Origin of the sequence: Kaistella carnis (assembly GCF_003860585.1) — a bacterium.
GTDB lineage: Bacteria > Bacteroidota > Bacteroidia > Flavobacteriales > Weeksellaceae > Kaistella > Kaistella carnis.
The window spans coordinates 518,374-536,481 of record NZ_CP034159.1 but is presented as its reverse complement, the minus strand read 5'-3'; the positions used below and the strand labels follow the sequence as shown (position 1 = coordinate 536,481).

At 35.8% G+C, this 18,108-nt stretch carries 18 protein-coding genes; 6 read left to right on the top strand and 12 right to left on the bottom strand.

Going from position 1 to position 18,108, the window contains the following annotated elements:
• Positions 1 to 2: 2 nt before the first annotated feature.
• From EIB73_RS02420 to pdhA, 5 genes are all read right to left on the bottom strand, one after another.
• The gene (locus EIB73_RS02420; protein ID WP_125022285.1) at positions 3 to 881 is read right to left on the bottom strand and encodes a hypothetical protein; all 879 of its coding nucleotides are present in this window, start codon (positions 879 to 881) and stop codon (positions 3 to 5) included.
• Positions 878 to 1,555 (bottom strand): RadC family protein, encoded by a 678-nt coding sequence (radC, locus tag EIB73_RS02415; RefSeq protein WP_125022283.1) that lies wholly within the window; start codon positions 1,553 to 1,555, stop codon positions 878 to 880. The genes EIB73_RS02420 and radC overlap by 4 nt, the downstream gene beginning before the upstream one ends.
• 59 nt (positions 1,556 to 1,614) lie before the next feature.
• Entirely contained in the window at positions 1,615 to 2,289 is a 675-nt protein-coding gene (locus EIB73_RS02410; protein ID WP_125022281.1) for an ABC transporter ATP-binding protein, read from the bottom strand.
• A gap of 206 nt (positions 2,290 to 2,495) precedes the next feature.
• Positions 2,496 to 4,142, bottom strand: a complete 1,647-nt coding sequence (locus EIB73_RS02405; protein WP_125022279.1) for a 2-oxo acid dehydrogenase subunit E2 — start codon at positions 4,140 to 4,142, stop codon at positions 2,496 to 2,498.
• An 85-nt stretch (positions 4,143 to 4,227) separates the two neighbouring features.
• A complete protein-coding gene (gene pdhA / locus EIB73_RS02400; RefSeq protein WP_125022277.1) occupies positions 4,228 to 5,232 on the bottom strand; it encodes a pyruvate dehydrogenase (acetyl-transferring) E1 component subunit alpha in 1,005 nt (334 codons plus the stop codon).
• 168 nt (positions 5,233 to 5,400) lie between these two features.
• Here pdhA and EIB73_RS02395 point away from each other — a divergent pair, with 168 nt between their 5' ends.
• From EIB73_RS02395 to EIB73_RS02385, 3 genes are read left to right on the top strand one after another with little or no spacing between them, the layout of a single operon-like run.
• Positions 5,401 to 6,003 carry a phosphatase PAP2 family protein gene (locus EIB73_RS02395; RefSeq protein WP_125022275.1) on the top strand — a complete coding sequence of 201 codons (603 nt, stop codon included), beginning with the start codon at positions 5,401 to 5,403 and terminating at the stop codon, positions 6,001 to 6,003.
• A 2-nt stretch (positions 6,004 to 6,005) separates the two neighbouring features.
• Complete coding sequence (locus EIB73_RS02390; protein ID WP_125022273.1) at positions 6,006 to 6,521, top strand: BlaI/MecI/CopY family transcriptional regulator; 516 nt, start codon at positions 6,006 to 6,008, stop codon at positions 6,519 to 6,521.
• A gap of 5 nt (positions 6,522 to 6,526) precedes the next feature.
• Entirely contained in the window at positions 6,527 to 8,326 is a 1,800-nt protein-coding gene (locus tag EIB73_RS02385) for a DUF4153 domain-containing protein (RefSeq protein WP_125022271.1), read from the top strand.
• 243 nt (positions 8,327 to 8,569) lie between these two features.
• Here the strand turns inward: EIB73_RS02385 and EIB73_RS02380 are convergent, their stop codons facing one another.
• Positions 8,570 to 8,929 carry an RNA recognition motif domain-containing protein gene (locus EIB73_RS02380; RefSeq protein WP_125022269.1) on the bottom strand — a complete coding sequence of 120 codons (360 nt, stop codon included), beginning with the start codon at positions 8,927 to 8,929 and terminating at the stop codon, positions 8,570 to 8,572.
• Positions 8,930 to 9,069: 140 nt separating this feature from the next.
• On the bottom strand, positions 9,070 to 9,933 hold the full coding sequence (locus EIB73_RS02375; protein ID WP_125022267.1) for an aldo/keto reductase: 864 nt from the start codon (positions 9,931 to 9,933) through the stop codon (positions 9,070 to 9,072).
• Between the two features lie 737 nt (positions 9,934 to 10,670).
• Here EIB73_RS02375 and EIB73_RS02370 point away from each other — a divergent pair.
• The gene (locus EIB73_RS02370; RefSeq protein ID WP_125022266.1) at positions 10,671 to 11,537 is read left to right on the top strand and encodes a sigma-70 family RNA polymerase sigma factor; all 867 of its coding nucleotides are present in this window, start codon (positions 10,671 to 10,673) and stop codon (positions 11,535 to 11,537) included.
• 45 nt (positions 11,538 to 11,582) lie between these two features.
• Here EIB73_RS02370 and EIB73_RS02365 read toward each other — a convergent pair whose 3' ends face one another.
• The 3 genes from EIB73_RS02365 to EIB73_RS02355 form a co-directional block, all read right to left on the bottom strand.
• Positions 11,583 to 12,182, bottom strand: coding sequence for a Crp/Fnr family transcriptional regulator (locus EIB73_RS02365; RefSeq protein ID WP_125022265.1), 600 nt, complete (start codon positions 12,180 to 12,182; stop codon positions 11,583 to 11,585).
• Between the two features lie 9 nt (positions 12,183 to 12,191).
• Positions 12,192 to 12,566, bottom strand: coding sequence for a bacillithiol system redox-active protein YtxJ (ytxJ, locus tag EIB73_RS02360; RefSeq protein WP_125022264.1), 375 nt, complete (start codon positions 12,564 to 12,566; stop codon positions 12,192 to 12,194).
• A gap of 188 nt (positions 12,567 to 12,754) precedes the next feature.
• Entirely contained in the window at positions 12,755 to 13,291 is a 537-nt protein-coding gene (locus EIB73_RS02355) for a YfiT family bacillithiol transferase (RefSeq protein WP_125022263.1), read from the bottom strand.
• Positions 13,292 to 13,410: 119 nt separating this feature from the next.
• Here EIB73_RS02355 and pncA point away from each other — a divergent pair, with 119 nt between their 5' ends.
• On the top strand, positions 13,411 to 14,016 hold the full coding sequence (gene pncA, locus EIB73_RS02350; protein WP_125022262.1) for a bifunctional nicotinamidase/pyrazinamidase: 606 nt from the start codon (positions 13,411 to 13,413) through the stop codon (positions 14,014 to 14,016).
• Between the two features lie 129 nt (positions 14,017 to 14,145).
• Here pncA and EIB73_RS02345 read toward each other — a convergent pair whose 3' ends face one another.
• Positions 14,146 to 15,693 (bottom strand): IS1182 family transposase, encoded by a 1,548-nt coding sequence (locus EIB73_RS02345; RefSeq protein WP_125026049.1) that lies wholly within the window; start codon positions 15,691 to 15,693, stop codon positions 14,146 to 14,148.
• Positions 15,694 to 15,829: 136 nt separating this feature from the next.
• Between EIB73_RS02345 and EIB73_RS02340 the strand changes: the two genes are divergently transcribed.
• Positions 15,830 to 17,374 carry a S41 family peptidase gene (locus tag EIB73_RS02340; protein ID WP_125022261.1) on the top strand — a complete coding sequence of 515 codons (1,545 nt, stop codon included), beginning with the start codon at positions 15,830 to 15,832 and terminating at the stop codon, positions 17,372 to 17,374.
• A gap of 50 nt (positions 17,375 to 17,424) precedes the next feature.
• On the opposite strand, the gene EIB73_RS02335 is transcribed toward EIB73_RS02340, so the two are convergent.
• Positions 17,425 to 17,802, bottom strand: a complete 378-nt coding sequence (locus EIB73_RS02335; RefSeq protein ID WP_125022260.1) for a GreA/GreB family elongation factor — start codon at positions 17,800 to 17,802, stop codon at positions 17,425 to 17,427.
• Between the last annotated feature and the right edge of the window lie 306 nt (positions 17,803 to 18,108).

Genomic DNA, 18,108 nt, shown 5'->3' with positions numbered 1-18,108 from the left:
TTTTAGCCCTTTCTGAGTAGGCTTTTCAGTAAATCTTTCCTGGAATTTTCTATCACCGCATATTCCTGCAATTCTGAACCGAAACTTTTAAAGAAAACCTCAATTCCGCGGATGGTACTGCCCATATAATCAAACGAATATACGGAAATGTGATCCGTTAAAATACGGTCAATTATAAACGATGCACCGTTATCTTTTCTGTACATATCATCATTAATTAACCCTAATAATGAAATCTTTTTCCCACTTTTGATCACTGTGGCCAAACAGATTAAATGTTCTTCTTTAAATGCTCCGTAAATTTTCAAAAGATTTTTAGCCTGAAGAAAGTTTAAATACGTAAAAAATTTATCCATATCTTTCTTTTTATCCAAGCCTTTAAAATGGGTTTGAATAAAAACGAGACTTTCCGACAGGGCGAGTTCTTTAAAAGTAAGATGTTGTGAAGATTTTACTGCCGATTTTCTACCTTTAAAATAGTTTTTCTTTAAGTCTAAATATTCAATGTTTTGAATAAAGTAATTTTTCTTAAATTTTAAATTCTCTTCAAAAGTATTCTGATAATTGAAAGCATAATAGTAGACCTTGTAATTTTGAATAAAATATTTAAAAAATTCCTGTTCTATAATTGGATTTCTTTCTTTACCGAAAATCCCCAATTGCTGGCAGAATAAAGGCATTAGGGCAAACTGAACTCCAAATTTCTTCTTTAAAGGAATTGGCATTACAAATTTGTAATCTCCGGAAATAAGTATTTCCCAGCTTTCACAAAGGTGATCTAATATGAGTTTGCTTGCATAAAAGTTATTTTGAACCGAATTCTCAATCGCGCTTTTATATTTCTGAAAATCGATATCGGCATATTTCAGTTTTCTAATCATAATAAATTTTCATCTGCAAAACTTAAATAAGAATTTTGCGCAATGATCAAGTGATCAAGCAATTGAATATTCAAAATTTTACCTGCCTCGGCAATTTGTTTTGTTATTTTGAGATCTTCAGAACTGGGTTTCAAATTCCCGGACGGATGATTATGAGCGATAATAATCCCGGTTGCAAATTGCTCCAAAGCAGTTTTGAAAAGTATACGAACATCTACAACCGATTGATTAATTCCGCCAGAAGACAGTTTTCCTTTACCCAAAATACGGTTGTTTTGATTCAGATAAATGGCCCAAAATTCTTCGGTCTGCAAATCTGATAAATAAGGAAGTAACACTTTATAAGTTTCGTGGCTGTTCGTGATTTGAATTTTTTCCGGAACTTCCTGGGCTGCTCTTCTTCTGCCAATTTCAAGTGAAGTGGCAATCAATATGGCTTTTGCCTCTCCAACTCCTTTAAACTTCATCAAATCTGGAATGGTTAAAAGTGATAAATTATGCCAGTTATTTCCGATCGAATTTAAGATCTTACGTCCTAATTCAACGGCTGATTCTTCGCGGTTGCCGCTTCCCATAATAATTGCCAGCAACTCTGCATCTGAAAGTGAATTTTTACCTTTCAGTAAAAATTTTTCTCTCGGTCGGTCGTCTTCAGCCAGGAATTTAATAGACATTTCAAAGTGATTGAAGAATTAACTTATAAATTTAATTAAAATATCTGAATACTCTGAAATTAAAGACCATGAATAATCAAACCATCTTTCATCACCAATTTACGGTCGGTGGTATCGGCCAAATGTGTATTATGCGTCACAATAACAAAAGTCTGATGGTATTTATCTCTTAAATCAAAAAAGAGTTGATGCAGATCATCAGCATTTTTCGAATCTAAATTTCCGGTGGGTTCATCGGCGAAGATGATCTTCGGGGAATTGATCAAAGCTCTCGCCACCGCGGTTCGTTGTGCTTCACCACCCGACATTTCGTTGGGTTTGTGGTGAATTCTGTGGGCAATGTTTAAATCTTCGAATAATGAATAAGCTTTGTCAATGGATTCTTTTTCGTTTTTACCGGCAATTTTTGTGGGAAGCAAAACATTTTCCAGTGCAGAAAATTCGGGTAAAAGTTGGTGAAACTGAAATACAAATCCGATATTTTCATTTCGGAAGCGTGACAACTGACGGTCGCTCATATTAACAAAAGACTGGCCCGCCAATTCGAGTGCGGTATTAAATTTCTTCGGATTACTGGGTTTATCAAGGGTTCCCAAAATCTGCAGTAAAGTTGATTTACCTGCGCCCGACTCACCAACGATAGAGATCACCTCGCCTTCTTTGATGTGGATGTCTACTCCTTTCAACACTTCTAAATCGCCGTAGGATTTATGAATATTAGTCGCTTTAATCATGGTTTCAAAAATAGGGAATTTTTGCGAGTTTTTGCGCAAGGGCGAAGTGCATTGTTGGAGTTCCTTTTTGTTTTTCGCAGAAAAATAAAAAGAACGACTGCACGCAGACCGACCCGAGATGCTGGATTAGCTTGGGCGAGGGTTGCGCCCAAATAAAAATCCCTCCAAAATGAATCGGAAGGATCAAAATATTTAAAGTTGATTACTTAGAGTAACAGTGTCAAAGGCTGTTCTAAATAGGTTCTTAGCGTTTGTAAGAATTGCGCGCCAGTCGCTCCGTCAACTACTCTGTGGTCACATGCCAAAGAAAGTTTCATGGTGTTCCCAACAACGATTTGTCCGTCTTTTACAATTGGTTTTTCCACAATCGCTCCGACAGAAAGAATCGCAGAGTTCGGCTGGTTGATAATTGAGGTAAAGGTTTCAATCCCAAACATTCCTAAGTTAGAAACTGAGAATGTAGAACCTTCCATTTCGTTGGCTTTTAAACCTTTGGATTTAGCTCTTCCGGCCATATCTTTAACGGCGGCAGAAATTTGATTGTAGTTCATTTGATCTGCATTTTTCAACACAGGAACCACTAATCCATCAGGAATTGCGACGGCAACACCGACGTTGATATTTCCATGGTGAATGATTTTATCTTCTTTCCAGGTAGAATTCACTTGTGGATGTTTTCTTAAAGCCATCGCAGTTGCTTTAATAATCATATCATTAAATGAAATCTTGGTATCCGGTAAAGAATTGATTTCTTTTCTCGCTTCAATCGCTTTATCCATGTTGATTTCGACAATCAGATAATAATGTGGAGCGGTAAATTTACTTTCAGAAAGTCGTTTTGCTATAATGTTTCGAACCTGTGAATTGGGCGTTTCAGAATCTTCACCCTGAACAAAATTCATTGGAGCTGGAGAAGTCGATGCAGTGGCAACAGATTCTTTTTTATCTGCAGAAGTACTTGCGGCTTTTGGTTCGTAATTTTCGATATCTTTTTTAACGATTCTTCCGTTCTCGCCACTTCCTTTTAAAGTCTTAAGGTCAATTCCTTTATCTTCGGCCATTTTTTTAGCCAAAGGAGAAATTGCCAATCTTTCCGTAGAAGCGTTGTCGGCAGATGGAGTTTCTGTTTTTTCAGATGTTGATTCTTTTGGAGCCTTCTCAGATTTTTCTTGTTCAGCTGCAGGTTTTGAGGCTTCTTTGGGGGCACCTCCTGAAGTTATTCCGGAAACATCTGTTCCTTCCGGACCAATGATGGCTAAAATTGTATCAACCGGACTTGCTTCACCTTCACCAACGCTGGTAAAAAGCAAAGTGCCATTGAATTCAGATTCAAAATCCTGAATGGCTTTATCAGTTTCGATTTCTGCAAGAATATCGCCTTCTTTCACTTTATCACCTACTTTAAAGTGCCATTTCGCCACTTTACCCTCGGTCATGGTATCAGAAAGTCTTGGCATTGAAATGACTTCTACTCCTGCCGGAATTTCAGCAGTTGTTTTTTCAATACTGGTTGCTTTGTCTTCCGTTTTATGTTCTTCGTCGGTTTTTTCTTCTTCTTTTTTCTCGGAAACGACTTCTGCAGCTTTTCCACCTTTCAGTGTAGAGATATCTTCTCCTTTTTCACCGATAATGGCCAATACAGAATCTACGGGAGAAGAATCACCTTCTTCTGTTCCGATATATAACAAAGTACCATTAACCTCTGATTCAAAGTCTTGAACGGCTTTATCGGTTTCGATTTCTGCTAAAATATCGCCTTCTTTTACGGTATCACCGACTTTAAAATGCCATTTTGCCACTTTACCGTCAGTCATCGTATCCGAAAGTCGGGGCATTGTAATTACTTCTGCCATAATTTTTCTTTATTAATATTGTTAATATGATGATGCTTACAACTGCTAAAAATATTTAAACGAATGTACGCGTCTTCAAATTGTTTTAGTTATTTTCCAGTTTATCGATGAAAGGATAATCTTCCTGCGCATACACATAATCGTAAACCTTTGAAGGATCCGGATATGGAGACTGCTCCATAAATTCTACACATTCGTCCACGAACGTTCTGGATCTTTCTTCAATTTCAGCAAGTTGATCTTCTGTCGCCCAGCTATTTTCCAAGATTCTTCGCTTTACAATTTCGATAGGATCATCTTTTTTATGCTCTGCAACTTCATCTTTAGTTCTGTATGGTTCTGCATCAGACATCGAGTGACCTCTGTAACGGTACGTTCTCGCTTCAATAAATGTTGGTCCATCACCTCTTCTTGCTCTTTCGATCGCTTCGTAAGCTGCTTCAGCAACTTTCTCAGGATCCATAGCATCTACAGGCAGACAAGGCATTTCATATCCTAATCCTAATTTATAAATATCTTCGTGATTGGCTGTTCTTTTTACAGAAGTTCCCATTGCATATCCATTATTTTCGACCACAAAAACTACCGGAAGTTTCCAGTTCATGGCCATATTGAACGTTTCGTGGAGTGAACCCTGACGTGCAGCACCATCTCCAAAGAAACAGATATTTACGCCGCCGGTTTCAAAATATTTATCAGCAAAAGCAATTCCTGCTCCTAATGGGATTTGACCACCTACGATTCCGTGACCGCCGTAGAAACGTTTCTCTTTGCTGAAAATGTGCATAGAACCTCCCATTCCACCAGAAGTTCCGGTCGCTTTACCGCAAAGTTCTGCCATAATTCTTTTCGGATCTACGCCCATTGCCATTGGATGAACGTGACAACGATATGCGGTGATCATGCTGTCTTTCGACAAATCCATTGCATGTGCAAATCCAGCTGGGATTGCTTCCTGACCATTATATAGATGTAAAAATCCTCTAATCTTTTGTTTGAGATAAAGAGAGCGGCATTTGTCTTCAAACCTTCTCCACATTGTCATCTCTTCGTACCACTTCAGGTAAACTTCTTGCGAAAATTCTTTCATGTGCTAACTTTTGCTTTTTTATAAAAACATATCGCCTTGCGGTTTTATGTTTGTTTGGAAATATTCAGCAAAAATAATAAAAAACTTTGTCTTTATTGGTAGCATAGTGTTTTAAATGTGAGTTTTTACTCCTAAAAAAATATTACTTTTGAAACTATAAATTTATTTATGACAAAATCGCCTTCTTCTCTCCTTATAAAGTTCTCGAAACTAATCTCCAATTTCTTCAATCCGCTCAACTCCTTAATCATTTACTTCATTATTTACAGTGCTAAAAATTCCACTTTACGGGAATCTGCACTCCAGTTTCTCCCTATTTTGGCATTCACCATTATTCCCATTTCAGGATTTATAGTCTGGAAAGTTAAGAAAAAGGACTATACAGACCTTGATGTTTCGAACAGACAGCAGCGCAAGAGTCTCTATTTTTTTATCGCAGGATGTATTTTGGTCTATCTTGCTTTCATCTACCTGCGATATCAAGAAATTGACTGGGTTTTATTTTTTCTTTTTATTTTACTAGTTACCATGCAGGTCAGCAACTATTTTATTAAAAGTTCCATGCATACAGCCCTCAATATCTTTGTAGCAGCGCTCCTTTTTGCAATTGAGCCAATATTTGGGGGTATTTGGCTGGGTATTTCAGTATTGGTCGGAATCAGCAGAATTATTCTAAAACGCCATACTTTAGCAGAAGTATTGTCTGGCTCGCTGATCGCGGGTGTAATTTCTTTTATTTATCTTTATACCCATATTCAAATTTCAAATTAACGATGAAAATTAGTCTTTTAACTACTGCTGAAGAACACTTAATGAAAGTCCTTTGGAATCTGGATTCTGCCTATATGCGAGAAATTATTGAGCAATATCCCGAACCAAAGCCACACCCAAATACCATTTCTACTTTTTTAAAAATACTGGTAGAAAAGGAATTTCTAACAACCGAAAAAGAAGGTCGAATCTTCAGATATAGCGTTGCCGTACCTTTTCACGATTATAAAAAATTCATGTTGACCAATTTTTTAGATCAATATTTCAATAACTCTTCACGCGAAATGATTCAGATGATGCGCGACGAAAAACTTTTGCAAGCTACTGATCTAGAGGGTTTCTTTGAAACAAAATCAACCATCATTCAAAACGATAAAAAAGCGGAATCTGAATCTGACATCAGTCAGTTTATACAAGACATCACAGGACCGAAGAAAAAGAAAAAGAAGAAAAATCGCCTCAATTTCGATCATGCAGTAACAGTTAAGAAAAAAAAGAAGAAGAATAAAGAAAAATAATATAAATGTTTAAAAAGCTCAACGATGTTTTAGGAAAAACCGCAGTAATAGTACAGCGGTATCCGATGGTCTTGGTGATGGCCTTTATTTCGGCGATATCAATGATTTGTTACATAGAAACAGATTTTCCTAAAACTGAGGCAGCTTTTGAATATGTAAAATTAACGCTCATTTCTGCATTGGGAATTTCATTGTTTTTCGGCCTCAAAATGCTTTCTCAAAGAATTGGCCAAGAATTGATTCTGCAGTTGTGCGGTCTAATAATCCTTGCAGTAATCTATTTCGTTTTACCAACTCGTGAAAAAGATTTTACAGAAGTATATGCGTTTGTGCTGATCCCCATTTTAATATTGTCGCATCTTCTCGTATCGTTTGTCGCATTTATAGGTCACAACAAGGAGTTGAATTTCTGGCAGTACAACAAAAATCTGTTCATCAATACTTTTCTAACTGTCATTTTCACAGGAGTTCTTACCGGCGGCGTTTTACTGGCTATTTTAGCAATCGACAAACTGTTCGATTTTAACTTTAACAGTAGTTATTACAGTTATACGTTCGCATTTTTTTCAATTTTCGGAAGCTGTTGCATTTTTTTACTTTTTAATGAAAAGGGTTTAAATTACCTGGAAAGAAATGGTGATTATCCAGTCGTTTTAAAGTTTTTTACGCAGTATATTTTAATTCCACTGTTGCTTATTTACGCTGTGATCCTTTACTTCTACTCCGCAAAAATTCTGATGAACTGGGAATTACCACGAGGTTGGGTTTCCTATTTAATTCTCGCTTATTCTGTAGTTGGAATCTTGGCTCTATTGCTCGTACATCCTTTAAAAGAATCAGCGACCAGATCTTGGGTTAAAATTTTTTCCACTATATTTTATTACACTTTACTTCCCTTAATTATTCTACTGTTTGTGGCTATTTTCACCAGAATTTTAGAATATGGATTTACAGAACCTCGATATTTTGTTTTGATTATTGCCCTTTGGCTAACTTCGGTTGTACTTTATTTTATTTTTATTCCTCGGTCTACGATTAAATTCGTACCGATGAGCCTGTTCATTTTTGGATTATTAGCCTTAGTATTTCCTTATATTAATGCTTTTTCTACCGCAAAAAGAAGTCAGAAAAATGAATTGATGAAGACTTTAACGGAAAATAATTTATTGCAAAACGGAACAATTAACTTTAATACAAAGGTAGATATTAAAGTAGTGATTGATGTATCTGATAAATTTGAATTTCTCGCCAAACGGCATGAAGAACAATTTCTACAATCTTTAGTGAAGAGTCCTCTTCAAAAAAGACTTGCAACGCATATTGAAAAAGGTGCTTTCTATAATATAAGCGGGAGTTTACGAGATGAGTTCAAGAATATTACTTATGATAACTCCAGTATAAATCCTGAATCAACTCCACAAAACCGAACACTTACTGTACGAAACAACAATATAAATATTACGGGCTATCAATATCTTTTTAAAGCTTATAATTATAGACAAAATTCATTTAACCTGGAGGGAAAAACCTTAGAATTTGATTTGGACGGAAATCACTCTCAATCTAAATTTACCCTCGTCTATGAAGGGGAAAAAATTGACCTGCTTCCGGAGATTACTGAGATTTTTAAGCGCTATCCCGGTGTTGGCGAAACCAATGTTTCTAGTTTAGATATCACCCGAAAAATTGGTGACTACGAGATCAAAGTTATATTTGATAATTTAGTACAACTAAATACACAGGAAAAAAAGAATGAGTTCAGTACCAACTCTGAATCGATTTTAATATTAGTGAAGAAAAATTAAGCTCTTCTTTCTAACCCTTAAACAGAAACTCCCTGATCACTAATAAATAAAACATGATCCGAGATTTCGCTCAAAAAAGAAAAGCACCTTAAAGTTCACAAAAGGTTATTCATTTTTCTACAGCACTCCTTATATTAAAGAAAATACCTGATTGCTTTTTGTAACATGCATTATTTAGATTTAAAATAAAAGCACAAAAAAAGCGACTTGAAAAAAGTCGCTATAATTATTCTGGGTAAAATCTTACCAGTTAGAACCGCCACTACGACCTCCGCCGCTGTATCCGCTTCCACCACCACGATTTCCACCTCCGTAACCACCACCGCCTGAACGGTTGTTGTCAAAGCTTCTTCTTGGTTTGTCTTCTCTTGGCTTAGCTTCAGAAATGTTAAGTTCTTTACCATCCAATTCTTTTCCGTTTAGAGCTTCGATAGCATTCTTGCCATCTTCGTCGCTCATTTCTACGAAACCGAAACCTCTAGATCTACCGGTTTCTCTGTCTGTGATAATTTTGGCAGACGATACGTCACCAAATTCTGAAAATAAATCTTGCAACGACTGTTCTTGAGTTGCATAGTTAATGTTTGAAACAAAAATGTTCATCTTAAAAAAAAATTAATTATTAATACTGTTGAAATTATAAATGAAACTCAATGAATGCGATGAACAATAATTGACTTCGGATATAAAAACGAGTGCAAGTTACGATTATAATTCAAACCTGCAACTATTTTATGATAAATTTACAATACCTCGCTCCCATTTTTTGCCTGTAAGAGTTTAAACCAGTCTTCATTCGAGAGTTTTATTTGTAAGGAAGCTTTAAGTTTTATAATATTTTCCGAGCGCGAAGTCCCTATAACAGGCAAAATTCCCGCCGGATGTTTTAAAATAAATGCAAGCAAGATTTGATTTTCCTCCGCATTATACTTTCCACAAAGTTTCTCTAAGACTTTTTTAATTCTTTTATTTTCTGCAGAATCTTTGGAAAAATAATTTCCCATCACGGACCACGCCATGGGCTTAAGCTTTTTTATCATCAGCTGATCCAAAGTTCCGTCGTCAAAGGCAGCCGTTTGATTCAGTGAAATTTCAACTTGATTCGTAATTAGAGGAAAAGCATCATTTATTAAGTGAAACTGTGAAGGAGAAAAATTAGAAACTCCGAAATGCCGTACTTTTTTCTGTTCCCTTAAAACTCCAAAACTTTCGGCAATTTCCCCTGGATTCATTAAAGGTGATGGTCGGTGAAGGAGTAACAGATCTAAATAGTCGGTTTGCAAATTGTTTAAACTTTGATCGACGGATCTTAGAATGTGATCTTTAGAATAATTATAGGACTTCACCGTGTAATTTCTGTTTGAACACGGCATCTCTATTCCACATTTTGATATGAACTGCACTTCTTCCCTCTTCACATTCATTTTAGAAAACGCATCTCCAAATAATTTTTCCGTTGTGTAATCACCATACAAGTCGGCATGATCGAAAGTTGTCAAATCTTCTTTCAGAGCAGTTTCGATGAGCTTCTGAACATCTTTTTTAGAATGATTGGCGCCCCAAATTCCCCAACGCATAGTACCAATAATAATGGGTGAAAACTTCATTTTTTATAATTTATTTAAAATTACATATTAAGATCTCAAATTTAACTATTCAAATTTATATCCTTCACATAATATTTTTAACTTTGATTAAAATTTTGATTAAGAGAAAATTAACAAGTTTAGTTCTATTTTAATAACACCGCAATAAATTTGATGAGTGCAACCAAAAATTGCTGATGAGAAGGAGAACTATTTGAGGAGGCTATAGTAGAAGAAGTAATTTCACACCGCCAAAATTCGAGCAATCAATCATTTATATTTAACAAAGCCAAAGGTTTAACTGTAATCACCACGGCTGTTTATGTAAATTATACTATGTAGTAAAAATTAGATTTCTGTTTAAGCAAAATTAGACTTCTATATATTGGTTGTCGCAAAAGAAGTAAAACAATATTTAACTAAATTAATTATTAAATAATTGACGCCTTTGTAATTAATTTGAACTCATTCTGTGCCTCTGCAGAATGAGTTTTTTTATCAATGGTTTGAAATAGGAAAAATTTGATTAGTAAAACTGCCCTTCATACCTGCTATAGTCGCGACCCAGCTTGAGTGGAACTCTTTTTATAAAATAAATGTAGGGGGAAAAAGCGTTGGATTATTTTATAAAAAAGTGGGAACGGAAGATGGATTAAAGTCGCCCAAAAAAGAATAGCTATCATATTTTTAAAGTTTTGTAACCTTTTGATACTTCTGATCGTATAATGTAATGCAGTCCTAAAGTGGACCGATTTAATATGAGACAATTAAAAATTACCAAACAGGTTACCAACAGAGAAACCGCCTCTCTCGACAAGTATTTGCAAGAGATTGGGAAAGTTGATTTGATTACGGCCGACGAAGAAGTTGAATTGGCACAAAAAATCCGCGCCGGAGATAGAGTTGCGTTGGAAAAATTGATTAAAGCCAACCTCCGTTTTGTGGTATCTGTGTCTAAACAATACCAAAATCAGGGGCTTTCTTTGCCCGATTTAATTAATGAAGGGAATTTAGGCTTGATGAAAGCGGCGAAAAGATATGATGAGACCCGAGGTTTTAAATTTATCTCTTACGCAGTTTGGTGGATTCGTCAATCGATTCTACAGGCATTGGCAGAACAGTCGAGAATTGTAAGGTTGCCATTGAATAAAATTGGATCGATTAACAAGATCAACAAAGCATACGCACATTTGGAGCAGGAGAACGAAAGACCTCCATCCCCAGAAGAGTTAGCGGAAGTTTTGGATATGAGTGAATCTGACATTAAAGAATCAATGAAAAACTCCGGAAGACACCTGTCCATGGATGCGCCGTTGGTTGAGGGTGAAGATTCTAACTTGTATGACGTATTGCGTTCCGGTGAATCACCAAGTCCGGATAAGGATTTGATGCTGGAATCTCTTCAAATTGAAATCGAAAGAGCATTACAAACTTTGACGCCACGTGAGGCAGATCTGGTTCGTTTGTATTTCGGTTTGAACGGAAAACACCCGATGACTTTGGAAGAAATTGGAGAGACTTTTGACCTGACCAGAGAAAGAGTTCGTCAGATTAAAGAAAAAGCAATTAAAAGATTGAAACACAATACGAGAAGTAAAATTCTTAAATCGTATTTAGGTAAATAATATTTATCGCAAAAAACTAAAAGGAACTCAATCGAGTTCCTTTTTTTATGATGGTTCAAAATTTTTCCGCGCTAATTCTTTCCTCACCCTGCTTAAACTTTCGGGTGTAATTCCAAGATAAGAAGCCACCATCCATTGTGGTGCACGCAACAGAATATCAGGGTACATTGTTATAAAACTCATGTACCGTTCTTCTGCGGTATCTGCCAAAAGTGCGTTGACTCTGTTCTGTAAAATTCGGATGTGTTTTTGCAAAAGGATCTCATTATTCTCGGCCGCGTGCGGATAGACATCACCTAATTTGGTGAAAAAGTCATCGTTTAAAAGATAAACTTCCGAATCTTCCACGGCTTCAATATAATATTTCGATTTCTCGTTAAAGTATACGGAGCTGCGGTCAGAGATCATCCATTTTTCCGGTGCAAACTGAATAATGTGCTCTTTGCCATTTTTATCAATTGAATACATTCTGAGCAAACCTTTTTCTACAAAAAAAGTATCGCGACAAATCCCCCCTTCTTCAAGTAAAAATTCATTTTTACCGACTTTTTTATGGTGGTAAAATGTGCTGCAGGCTGAAACTGCTTCTACCGGAATCTCCAGAATTTCTGCGAGATAAGTTGTGATATTGCTTACTGAATTCATGCGTAAACTTTAGATGAGATTTACAGAAATACTTTGGTGTGATGCGTCTTTTATGGCTTTCCCATTTTCTAGAACGATCATCTGCGGACTCTGATGCGTCACGCCAAACTGGTCGGCTATTTTATTTGAAATAGAACGGTAAGCAATTAAGTCCAGGAAATAATAAGCGACGTCTTTATCTGAATTTTGCACTTCTTTTTCAAAATTTTTCAAAACCGTTTTGCTGATAAAGCATCGCGTTGAATGTTTAAAAAGCACAACCTTCTTTTCAGAAGACTGCTCCACTGCTTTTTTTAAATCCTCTTCAGATTCAATCGTATTCCAAAATTGAAGTGATGATTTTTGTGGCTCATCGCTGCCAAATATTTTATTTAAAAAGCCCATATAGTAACGTTTATGATGATTATTGAATGAAAAAAATGCTCGAAAAACATTCTGATTTCTAAAATTTCTATTTCATAAAAACAAATTGTAAAAAAGTTCTAACATTTGTTCCAGCCATTCAAATTTACCATTTTATTTAATAATAATATTTTCCAGCTCAAAACCAATGCGGAAACTTTGAGATTAATTTACCAGTTATTTTCTTTTCTTAGCTGATCGATATGTGCAAAATGATGATCACAATGCCAGGCGCAAAAAGCCAGACTCTCGCGTAAACTTATATCTCTATTCTGATCCGGATGATGATAGGTACTTTCAAATTCTTTGTTGGTTAAAGCTTTCAATTCATAGACCCACCTTTTATGTACGCCTTTTAAAGTTTGCATCGCCGGTTTTATATCAATATTAAAACTGTCTTGTAACTCAGCCCACTGTTGTTCATTATAGGTTTTAATGGTTGGATTATTTTCCGTTAAAGCCAGTTTAAAACGGATATAGCTGTTCATACTGCTGTCTGCCAAATGATTAATGAGCTGTCTCACCTTCCAGCCATTTGTTCTGTATTGCGTATCGAGTTGTTCGTTCGTCCAGTTTTCAACAAGCTGCTTTATTTTCCCCGGAAAATCTTTTATTGTTTTTATATATCGGTCGAGATCCTGATCAGATATTTTTTCAGGCTGCTGAAACTGACCAATGGGATATTTTTTCGCTTCTGTGTTGTCCATTTCCAATTTAAATTTTGACGATTTGGCTGATAATTTTGCTTGGCTGAAATTTTGCCTTTACTTTTGTAAATTTACTACAAAATAAGTTCAATCCGATGTCACTCGAAAAAATTTAAAATATGAAAAAAGCCCTTATTATCGTCGATGTTCAAAATGATTTTTGTGAAGGCGGCGCTCTTGCAGTACCTGGTGCAAGTGAAATTATTCCTTATATCAACCTCTTAATGCAAGACAATGAATATGATCAAATTGTGTTGACGCAAGACTGGCATCCGGCCGACCATAAAAGTTTTGCATCAAATAATGGTAAAAATGTGGGTGACTCCATTATTTTAAATGGCATACCACAGTTTATGTGGCCGGATCATTGTGTTCAGGGAACTCATGGCGCAGAATTCCACCCTGATCTGAACCGGGAAAAAGTCACACACATTATTCAAAAAGGAACCAACGCAGAATTTGACAGCTACAGCGGATTTCAGGATAACAATCATTTCGTGAAAACCGGTTTGGATGATTTCTTAAAATACCACGACATTCAATTGCTTGAAATTGTGGGTCTTGCCTTAGATTATTGCGTAAAATATACGTGTTTAGATGCTGCGCAGCTAGGTTACGTTACCTGTCTTCATTTTAACGGAACACGTGCTGTAAATGTAAAACCTGAGAATGGCAAAAATGCGATTTATGAAATGTTAGAAAATACAGTCACCATTTTAGGATAAAATCAATAATTAAATAACTAGAAGCCGTCTCAAAATAAAATTTGAGGCGGTTTTTTTATTTTCTGTTGTAAAGCGTTAAATTTTGATTATTTGTGATTTTTGCACATTAGGATAAAAATGTGCTCTTACTTAAGCACTCTTTTTTCTTAGATTGTGTGCTAAAGCGTGTAATCCGAACTCTAATTCCACTTTTTCTATTCCTTTGTGTGTAAAACGCTTGAAGTTCCGATTGGATTTGATATGTGCAAAGACGGGTTCTACATCCGCCGTGCGTTGTTTGCGTTTTATTTCTCCGATTTCACTCAAGATGTTTTCCCGAACTCTCTCCTTATGCCGTTCTAAATTTTGGTTGCGTTCTATTATTCTGTTTCCCTGGGCTTTATGGCAAGCCCCTCGCAGCGGACAACCGTTGCAGTTTTGAGCCTGGTACAGTGAACTTGTCTGAGCATAACCGCTTTTGGTTTTTCGATTTCGGTTGGTGATTTTATTCATCGGTTGCCCCATCGGACAGATATACTGATCTTTCTCTTCGTTATAATAAAGTTTATCGCGGTGAAAGTCTTCGTTGATTTTCTTTCTTTTCGATTTTAAAATACCCTGTTCCTTATCGAAGGTGTTGTATTTTACGAAGGTTTCTATATTTTTCTCTTCCAGAAAATCATAATTTTCTTCACTGCCGTAACCAGCATCAGCAGTAAGTTCTTCCGGCAAAAACTGATAAAGTTCTTCAAAAGTATTGAGATGTGGTTTAAGCGTATTTAAATCATTGGTGGTTTGGTGTAAAGTATAATGAATAACAAACTGGGATTCAGAACTTACCTGCACGTTGTAGGCGGGTTTAAGTTGACCATTCTGCATATGATCATCTTTCATGCGCATAAATGTGGCATCGGGATCGGTCTTACTATAACTGCCACGTCCGTCCAAAACCTTTTCCTGCTCCTGGTACTTATCCAGGTTCTGAGAAAAATTCTTTTGAATGTATCTTAATTTTGCCTTTGCTTTGGTGGATGCCTTCGGGTTTTTGCTGATGATCTCTTCTATTTTCTTGGCGGTCTTCTCTATTTTATCTTTATCGATGGTTTTAAACTCCGGAGGTGTAGGATCGCTGTCTTCTTCCTCAGCAATGCTTTGGGCATAGTTCCACATTTGTTCAAGTTGTTCTGCCATCTTCTCTTTTCTGGTTTTAATGGCATTGCCCCAAACGAAGGTATATCTCCCGGCAATAGACTCTATCTTAGTTCCATCGGTAAAAACTTCTTTCAAGCTAACGAGTCCTTCCTCTGCTAATAACAGGACGACCTGTTTGAAAATGTCTTTGAAAATAGTCTTGAGTTTCTTGCTCCGAAAACGTGCGATGGTGTTATGGTCTGCGACCTGTTGAGCGGACAACCACATAAAATTAATATTCTCACGCATCGCTTTTTCGATCTTCCTGCTGGAATACGTATTATCCATATAAGCGTAAACCATCACCTTAAGCATCATCTTGGGATGAAAGCTCGGTTTGCCATCTTTACTATACTCTTCAATGAGCAATCGTAAATCCAGTTGTTCAATAATTCCATTAACGACCCGAACGGCATGATTTTCTGGAATCAATTCCTCGATTGATGGTGGGAATAACCAATTTTGTTGTTGGTTATAATCTTTAAATTTAATACTCATATAATTGATTATCAATACTTAAAGATAGTAAAACCCTTTAAAACTGACAAATGTTAAACACAGAAAAAACCGCCTCAGTATTGAGACGGCTTCTTTTTATTCGCGCATTTGATTATAAAATTTTATTTTTAAAAAAAATTAAACGTTGAAAAAACTTGCTCTTCTTTTATTGTTTTTAGTCATTTCCTCTTGTGTATCGGTAAAGCAACACAATAAAAGATTGGAGATTCCGATTGATGCGACAAATCTGAGAAAAGATGTGGACTTTACCCGTCAAAAATTAGAAAAGCTGCACCCAAATTTATATTGGTACATTTCAAAAGAGGAACTCAATAAAAAATTTGATAGTCTGAAATTAACCATTCATAAGCCTTTAAAACCAAAAGAGTTTTATCAAAAGCTCGCGCCAGTCATTGCTAAAATTAAAGAAGGTCATCTTCGGTTGTATCCCTATGACAAGCGTTTGACGAAGAAAGAGATTAAAGATCTGAAAAATCAGAAAGGTCTGCTGAATCGCTATAATTTCACCATTCATCACGACCGGATTTTTGTAAAAGACAATGCCGATAAAATCCCAAATATGAATGTGGGAACAGAGATTCTTACAATTAAAGATATTCCCGTTAAAAATTTACTACATCAATATAAACCGTTAGTCAATAGTGACGGCGAAAACCAGACTTTTCAAAAATATTCCATGGAACGAAGATGGCCGAGTTTCTTTACCGCAGAATATGGAATTTTGGACAGTGTAAAAATCGATGCGAAATATCAAAATGAATTGAAAACCTTTTACATCTATCGGGAAAAAATAACGAAAGAAGAGAAAAAGAAAACTGAAAAGGAAAATAAAAAGCAACAAAGAAGTGAAACAGGAAAAACCAAAGATTATAATATTGTAACCAAAAGTTTCAATCGTGATCTTCAGTTTGCAACAAAGGATTCCTTGGTTGCTTACATGAAAATCAAAACTTTTTCCGGAACATTCTCCCGAAAATTCTACAAACAAAGTTTTCAGCAATTGAAAAACTCACCGGCGAAATATCTGATTTTAGATGTGCGGGATAATCTTGGCGGTTCCTTAGCAGAAATTAATAATCTGTATTCCTATTTGGTTTCTGATGATTTTAAATTCATCAACGATATTGAAGTGACTTCCCGTTTTTCTATGCTTCACGCGAACTACATCAATGAATTTCCTGATTTATTAAAACCTGTTGCAGTGCTCACTTATCCTCTTTATTTAACGGGGAGTTTGTTCTCTGTGAAGAAAAAGGATGAACGTTTCTACGTTCGGAATAATGGCATCTTTGCTGTTAGAAAACCAAAGAAAAATAATTTTAAGGGAAAAATATATGTCTTGATTAATGGCAGCAGTTTTTCAGCATCCTCAATAATCTCCTCAAAATTAAAAGGTGAAAAAAGAGCTTTTTTGGTTGGCGAAGAAACCGGCGGCGCAAATGACGGAACCGTCGCAGGACGATATTCTACGGAGAAATTACCGCATTCAAAACTCCAGCTTCCTATTGGTTTAATGCTGATACAGCAAAATATTGAATTTACAGGAACAAAAAAAGGAGTTCTCCCCGATCACGAGATTATTCCAACTTTAAACGAAATTTTACAGAAAAAAGACATTCAACTGGAATGGGTGATGGAAGATATAAAAAACAATTCCGTTCAAAAATAAAAGAAACTCTCAATTTTTGAGAGTTTCTTTAAATACTATTTCTGAGAAAATTAAGCTAAAGGTGCTACGCTTAAGATTTCAATTTTCTTTTCTCCATTTTCAAAAGGCCAGTTGATAACGTCGCCCACTTTATTTCCTATCGTAGCTAATGCAATTGGAGAAAGGATTGAATATTTTCCTTTTTTTGCTTTTTCTCTGTTGGTTTGAACAAACAAATATTTTTCTTCTTCGTTTGTTTCCACGTCTTTAATCTTAACTTCACAATTTACAGTGACTACATCTTCCGGTAACTCGCGACGAAGAACCTGCTTGGCGTTTCTGAGTTGTTCTAAAAGAATATTCTCCTCTTCGATAGTGGTTCTTTTTCTTCTTAAATGATCTTTGATTAAGTTGTAAATTCCTGTTGTTAAAACGATATCCTGTGACATAATGTATTTCTAAAAAAATTAAACTTTGAATATAATAGAAGATTCAGACCGAAAAACCGAATATTAAAAACATTCAGATTTCCTGCAAAATATATTCAAAAAAATAAGTTGGTAAATTAATAAGTGTTCGTAAAGTGCCCTGTTCTGAATCGCAACAGGGAATCTTAAATAAACTCTTTAGAATCTTTTAGAAAAATGTCATCATGAAGGTATGCCAACAACAACGAAATTCCCAATGGGAATTTTTCTTTGAAATTAAATGGTTTTGCGGTCATAACTATTTGATTGAAAGGCTAAGATACGGCT

What these genes read in the sequence shown, in the direction of transcription:
- pdhA (WP_125022277.1), bottom strand. Translation starts at nt 5,232, where the DNA reads ATGAAAGAATTTTCGCAAGAAGTTTACCTGAAGTGGTACGAAGAGATG.
- EIB73_RS02405 (WP_125022279.1), bottom strand. Translation starts at nt 4,142, where the DNA reads ATGGCAGAAGTAATTACAATGCCCCGACTTTCGGATACGATGACTGAC.
- EIB73_RS02390 (WP_125022273.1), top strand. Translation starts at nt 6,006, where the DNA reads ATGAAAATTAGTCTTTTAACTACTGCTGAAGAACACTTAATGAAAGTC.
- pncA (WP_125022262.1), top strand. Translation starts at nt 13,411, where the DNA reads ATGAAAAAAGCCCTTATTATCGTCGATGTTCAAAATGATTTTTGTGAA.
- EIB73_RS02370 (WP_125022266.1), top strand. Translation starts at nt 10,671, where the DNA reads ATGAGACAATTAAAAATTACCAAACAGGTTACCAACAGAGAAACCGCC.
- ytxJ (WP_125022264.1), bottom strand. Translation starts at nt 12,566, where the DNA reads ATGGGCTTTTTAAATAAAATATTTGGCAGCGATGAGCCACAAAAATCA.
- EIB73_RS02380 (WP_125022269.1), bottom strand. Translation starts at nt 8,929, where the DNA reads ATGAACATTTTTGTTTCAAACATTAACTATGCAACTCAAGAACAGTCG.
- EIB73_RS02395 (WP_125022275.1), top strand. Translation starts at nt 5,401, where the DNA reads ATGACAAAATCGCCTTCTTCTCTCCTTATAAAGTTCTCGAAACTAATC.
- EIB73_RS02375 (WP_125022267.1), bottom strand. Translation starts at nt 9,933, where the DNA reads ATGAAGTTTTCACCCATTATTATTGGTACTATGCGTTGGGGAATTTGG.
- EIB73_RS02420 (WP_125022285.1), bottom strand. Translation starts at nt 881, where the DNA reads ATGATTAGAAAACTGAAATATGCCGATATCGATTTTCAGAAATATAAA.
- EIB73_RS02410 (WP_125022281.1), bottom strand. Translation starts at nt 2,289, where the DNA reads ATGATTAAAGCGACTAATATTCATAAATCCTACGGCGATTTAGAAGTG.
- EIB73_RS02365 (WP_125022265.1), bottom strand. Translation starts at nt 12,182, where the DNA reads ATGAATTCAGTAAGCAATATCACAACTTATCTCGCAGAAATTCTGGAG.
- EIB73_RS02355 (WP_125022263.1), bottom strand. Translation starts at nt 13,291, where the DNA reads ATGGACAACACAGAAGCGAAAAAATATCCCATTGGTCAGTTTCAGCAG.
- radC (WP_125022283.1), bottom strand. Translation starts at nt 1,555, where the DNA reads ATGTCTATTAAATTCCTGGCTGAAGACGACCGACCGAGAGAAAAATTT.
- EIB73_RS02335 (WP_125022260.1), bottom strand. Translation starts at nt 17,802, where the DNA reads ATGTCACAGGATATCGTTTTAACAACAGGAATTTACAACTTAATCAAA.
- EIB73_RS02385 (WP_125022271.1), top strand. Translation starts at nt 6,527, where the DNA reads ATGTTTAAAAAGCTCAACGATGTTTTAGGAAAAACCGCAGTAATAGTA.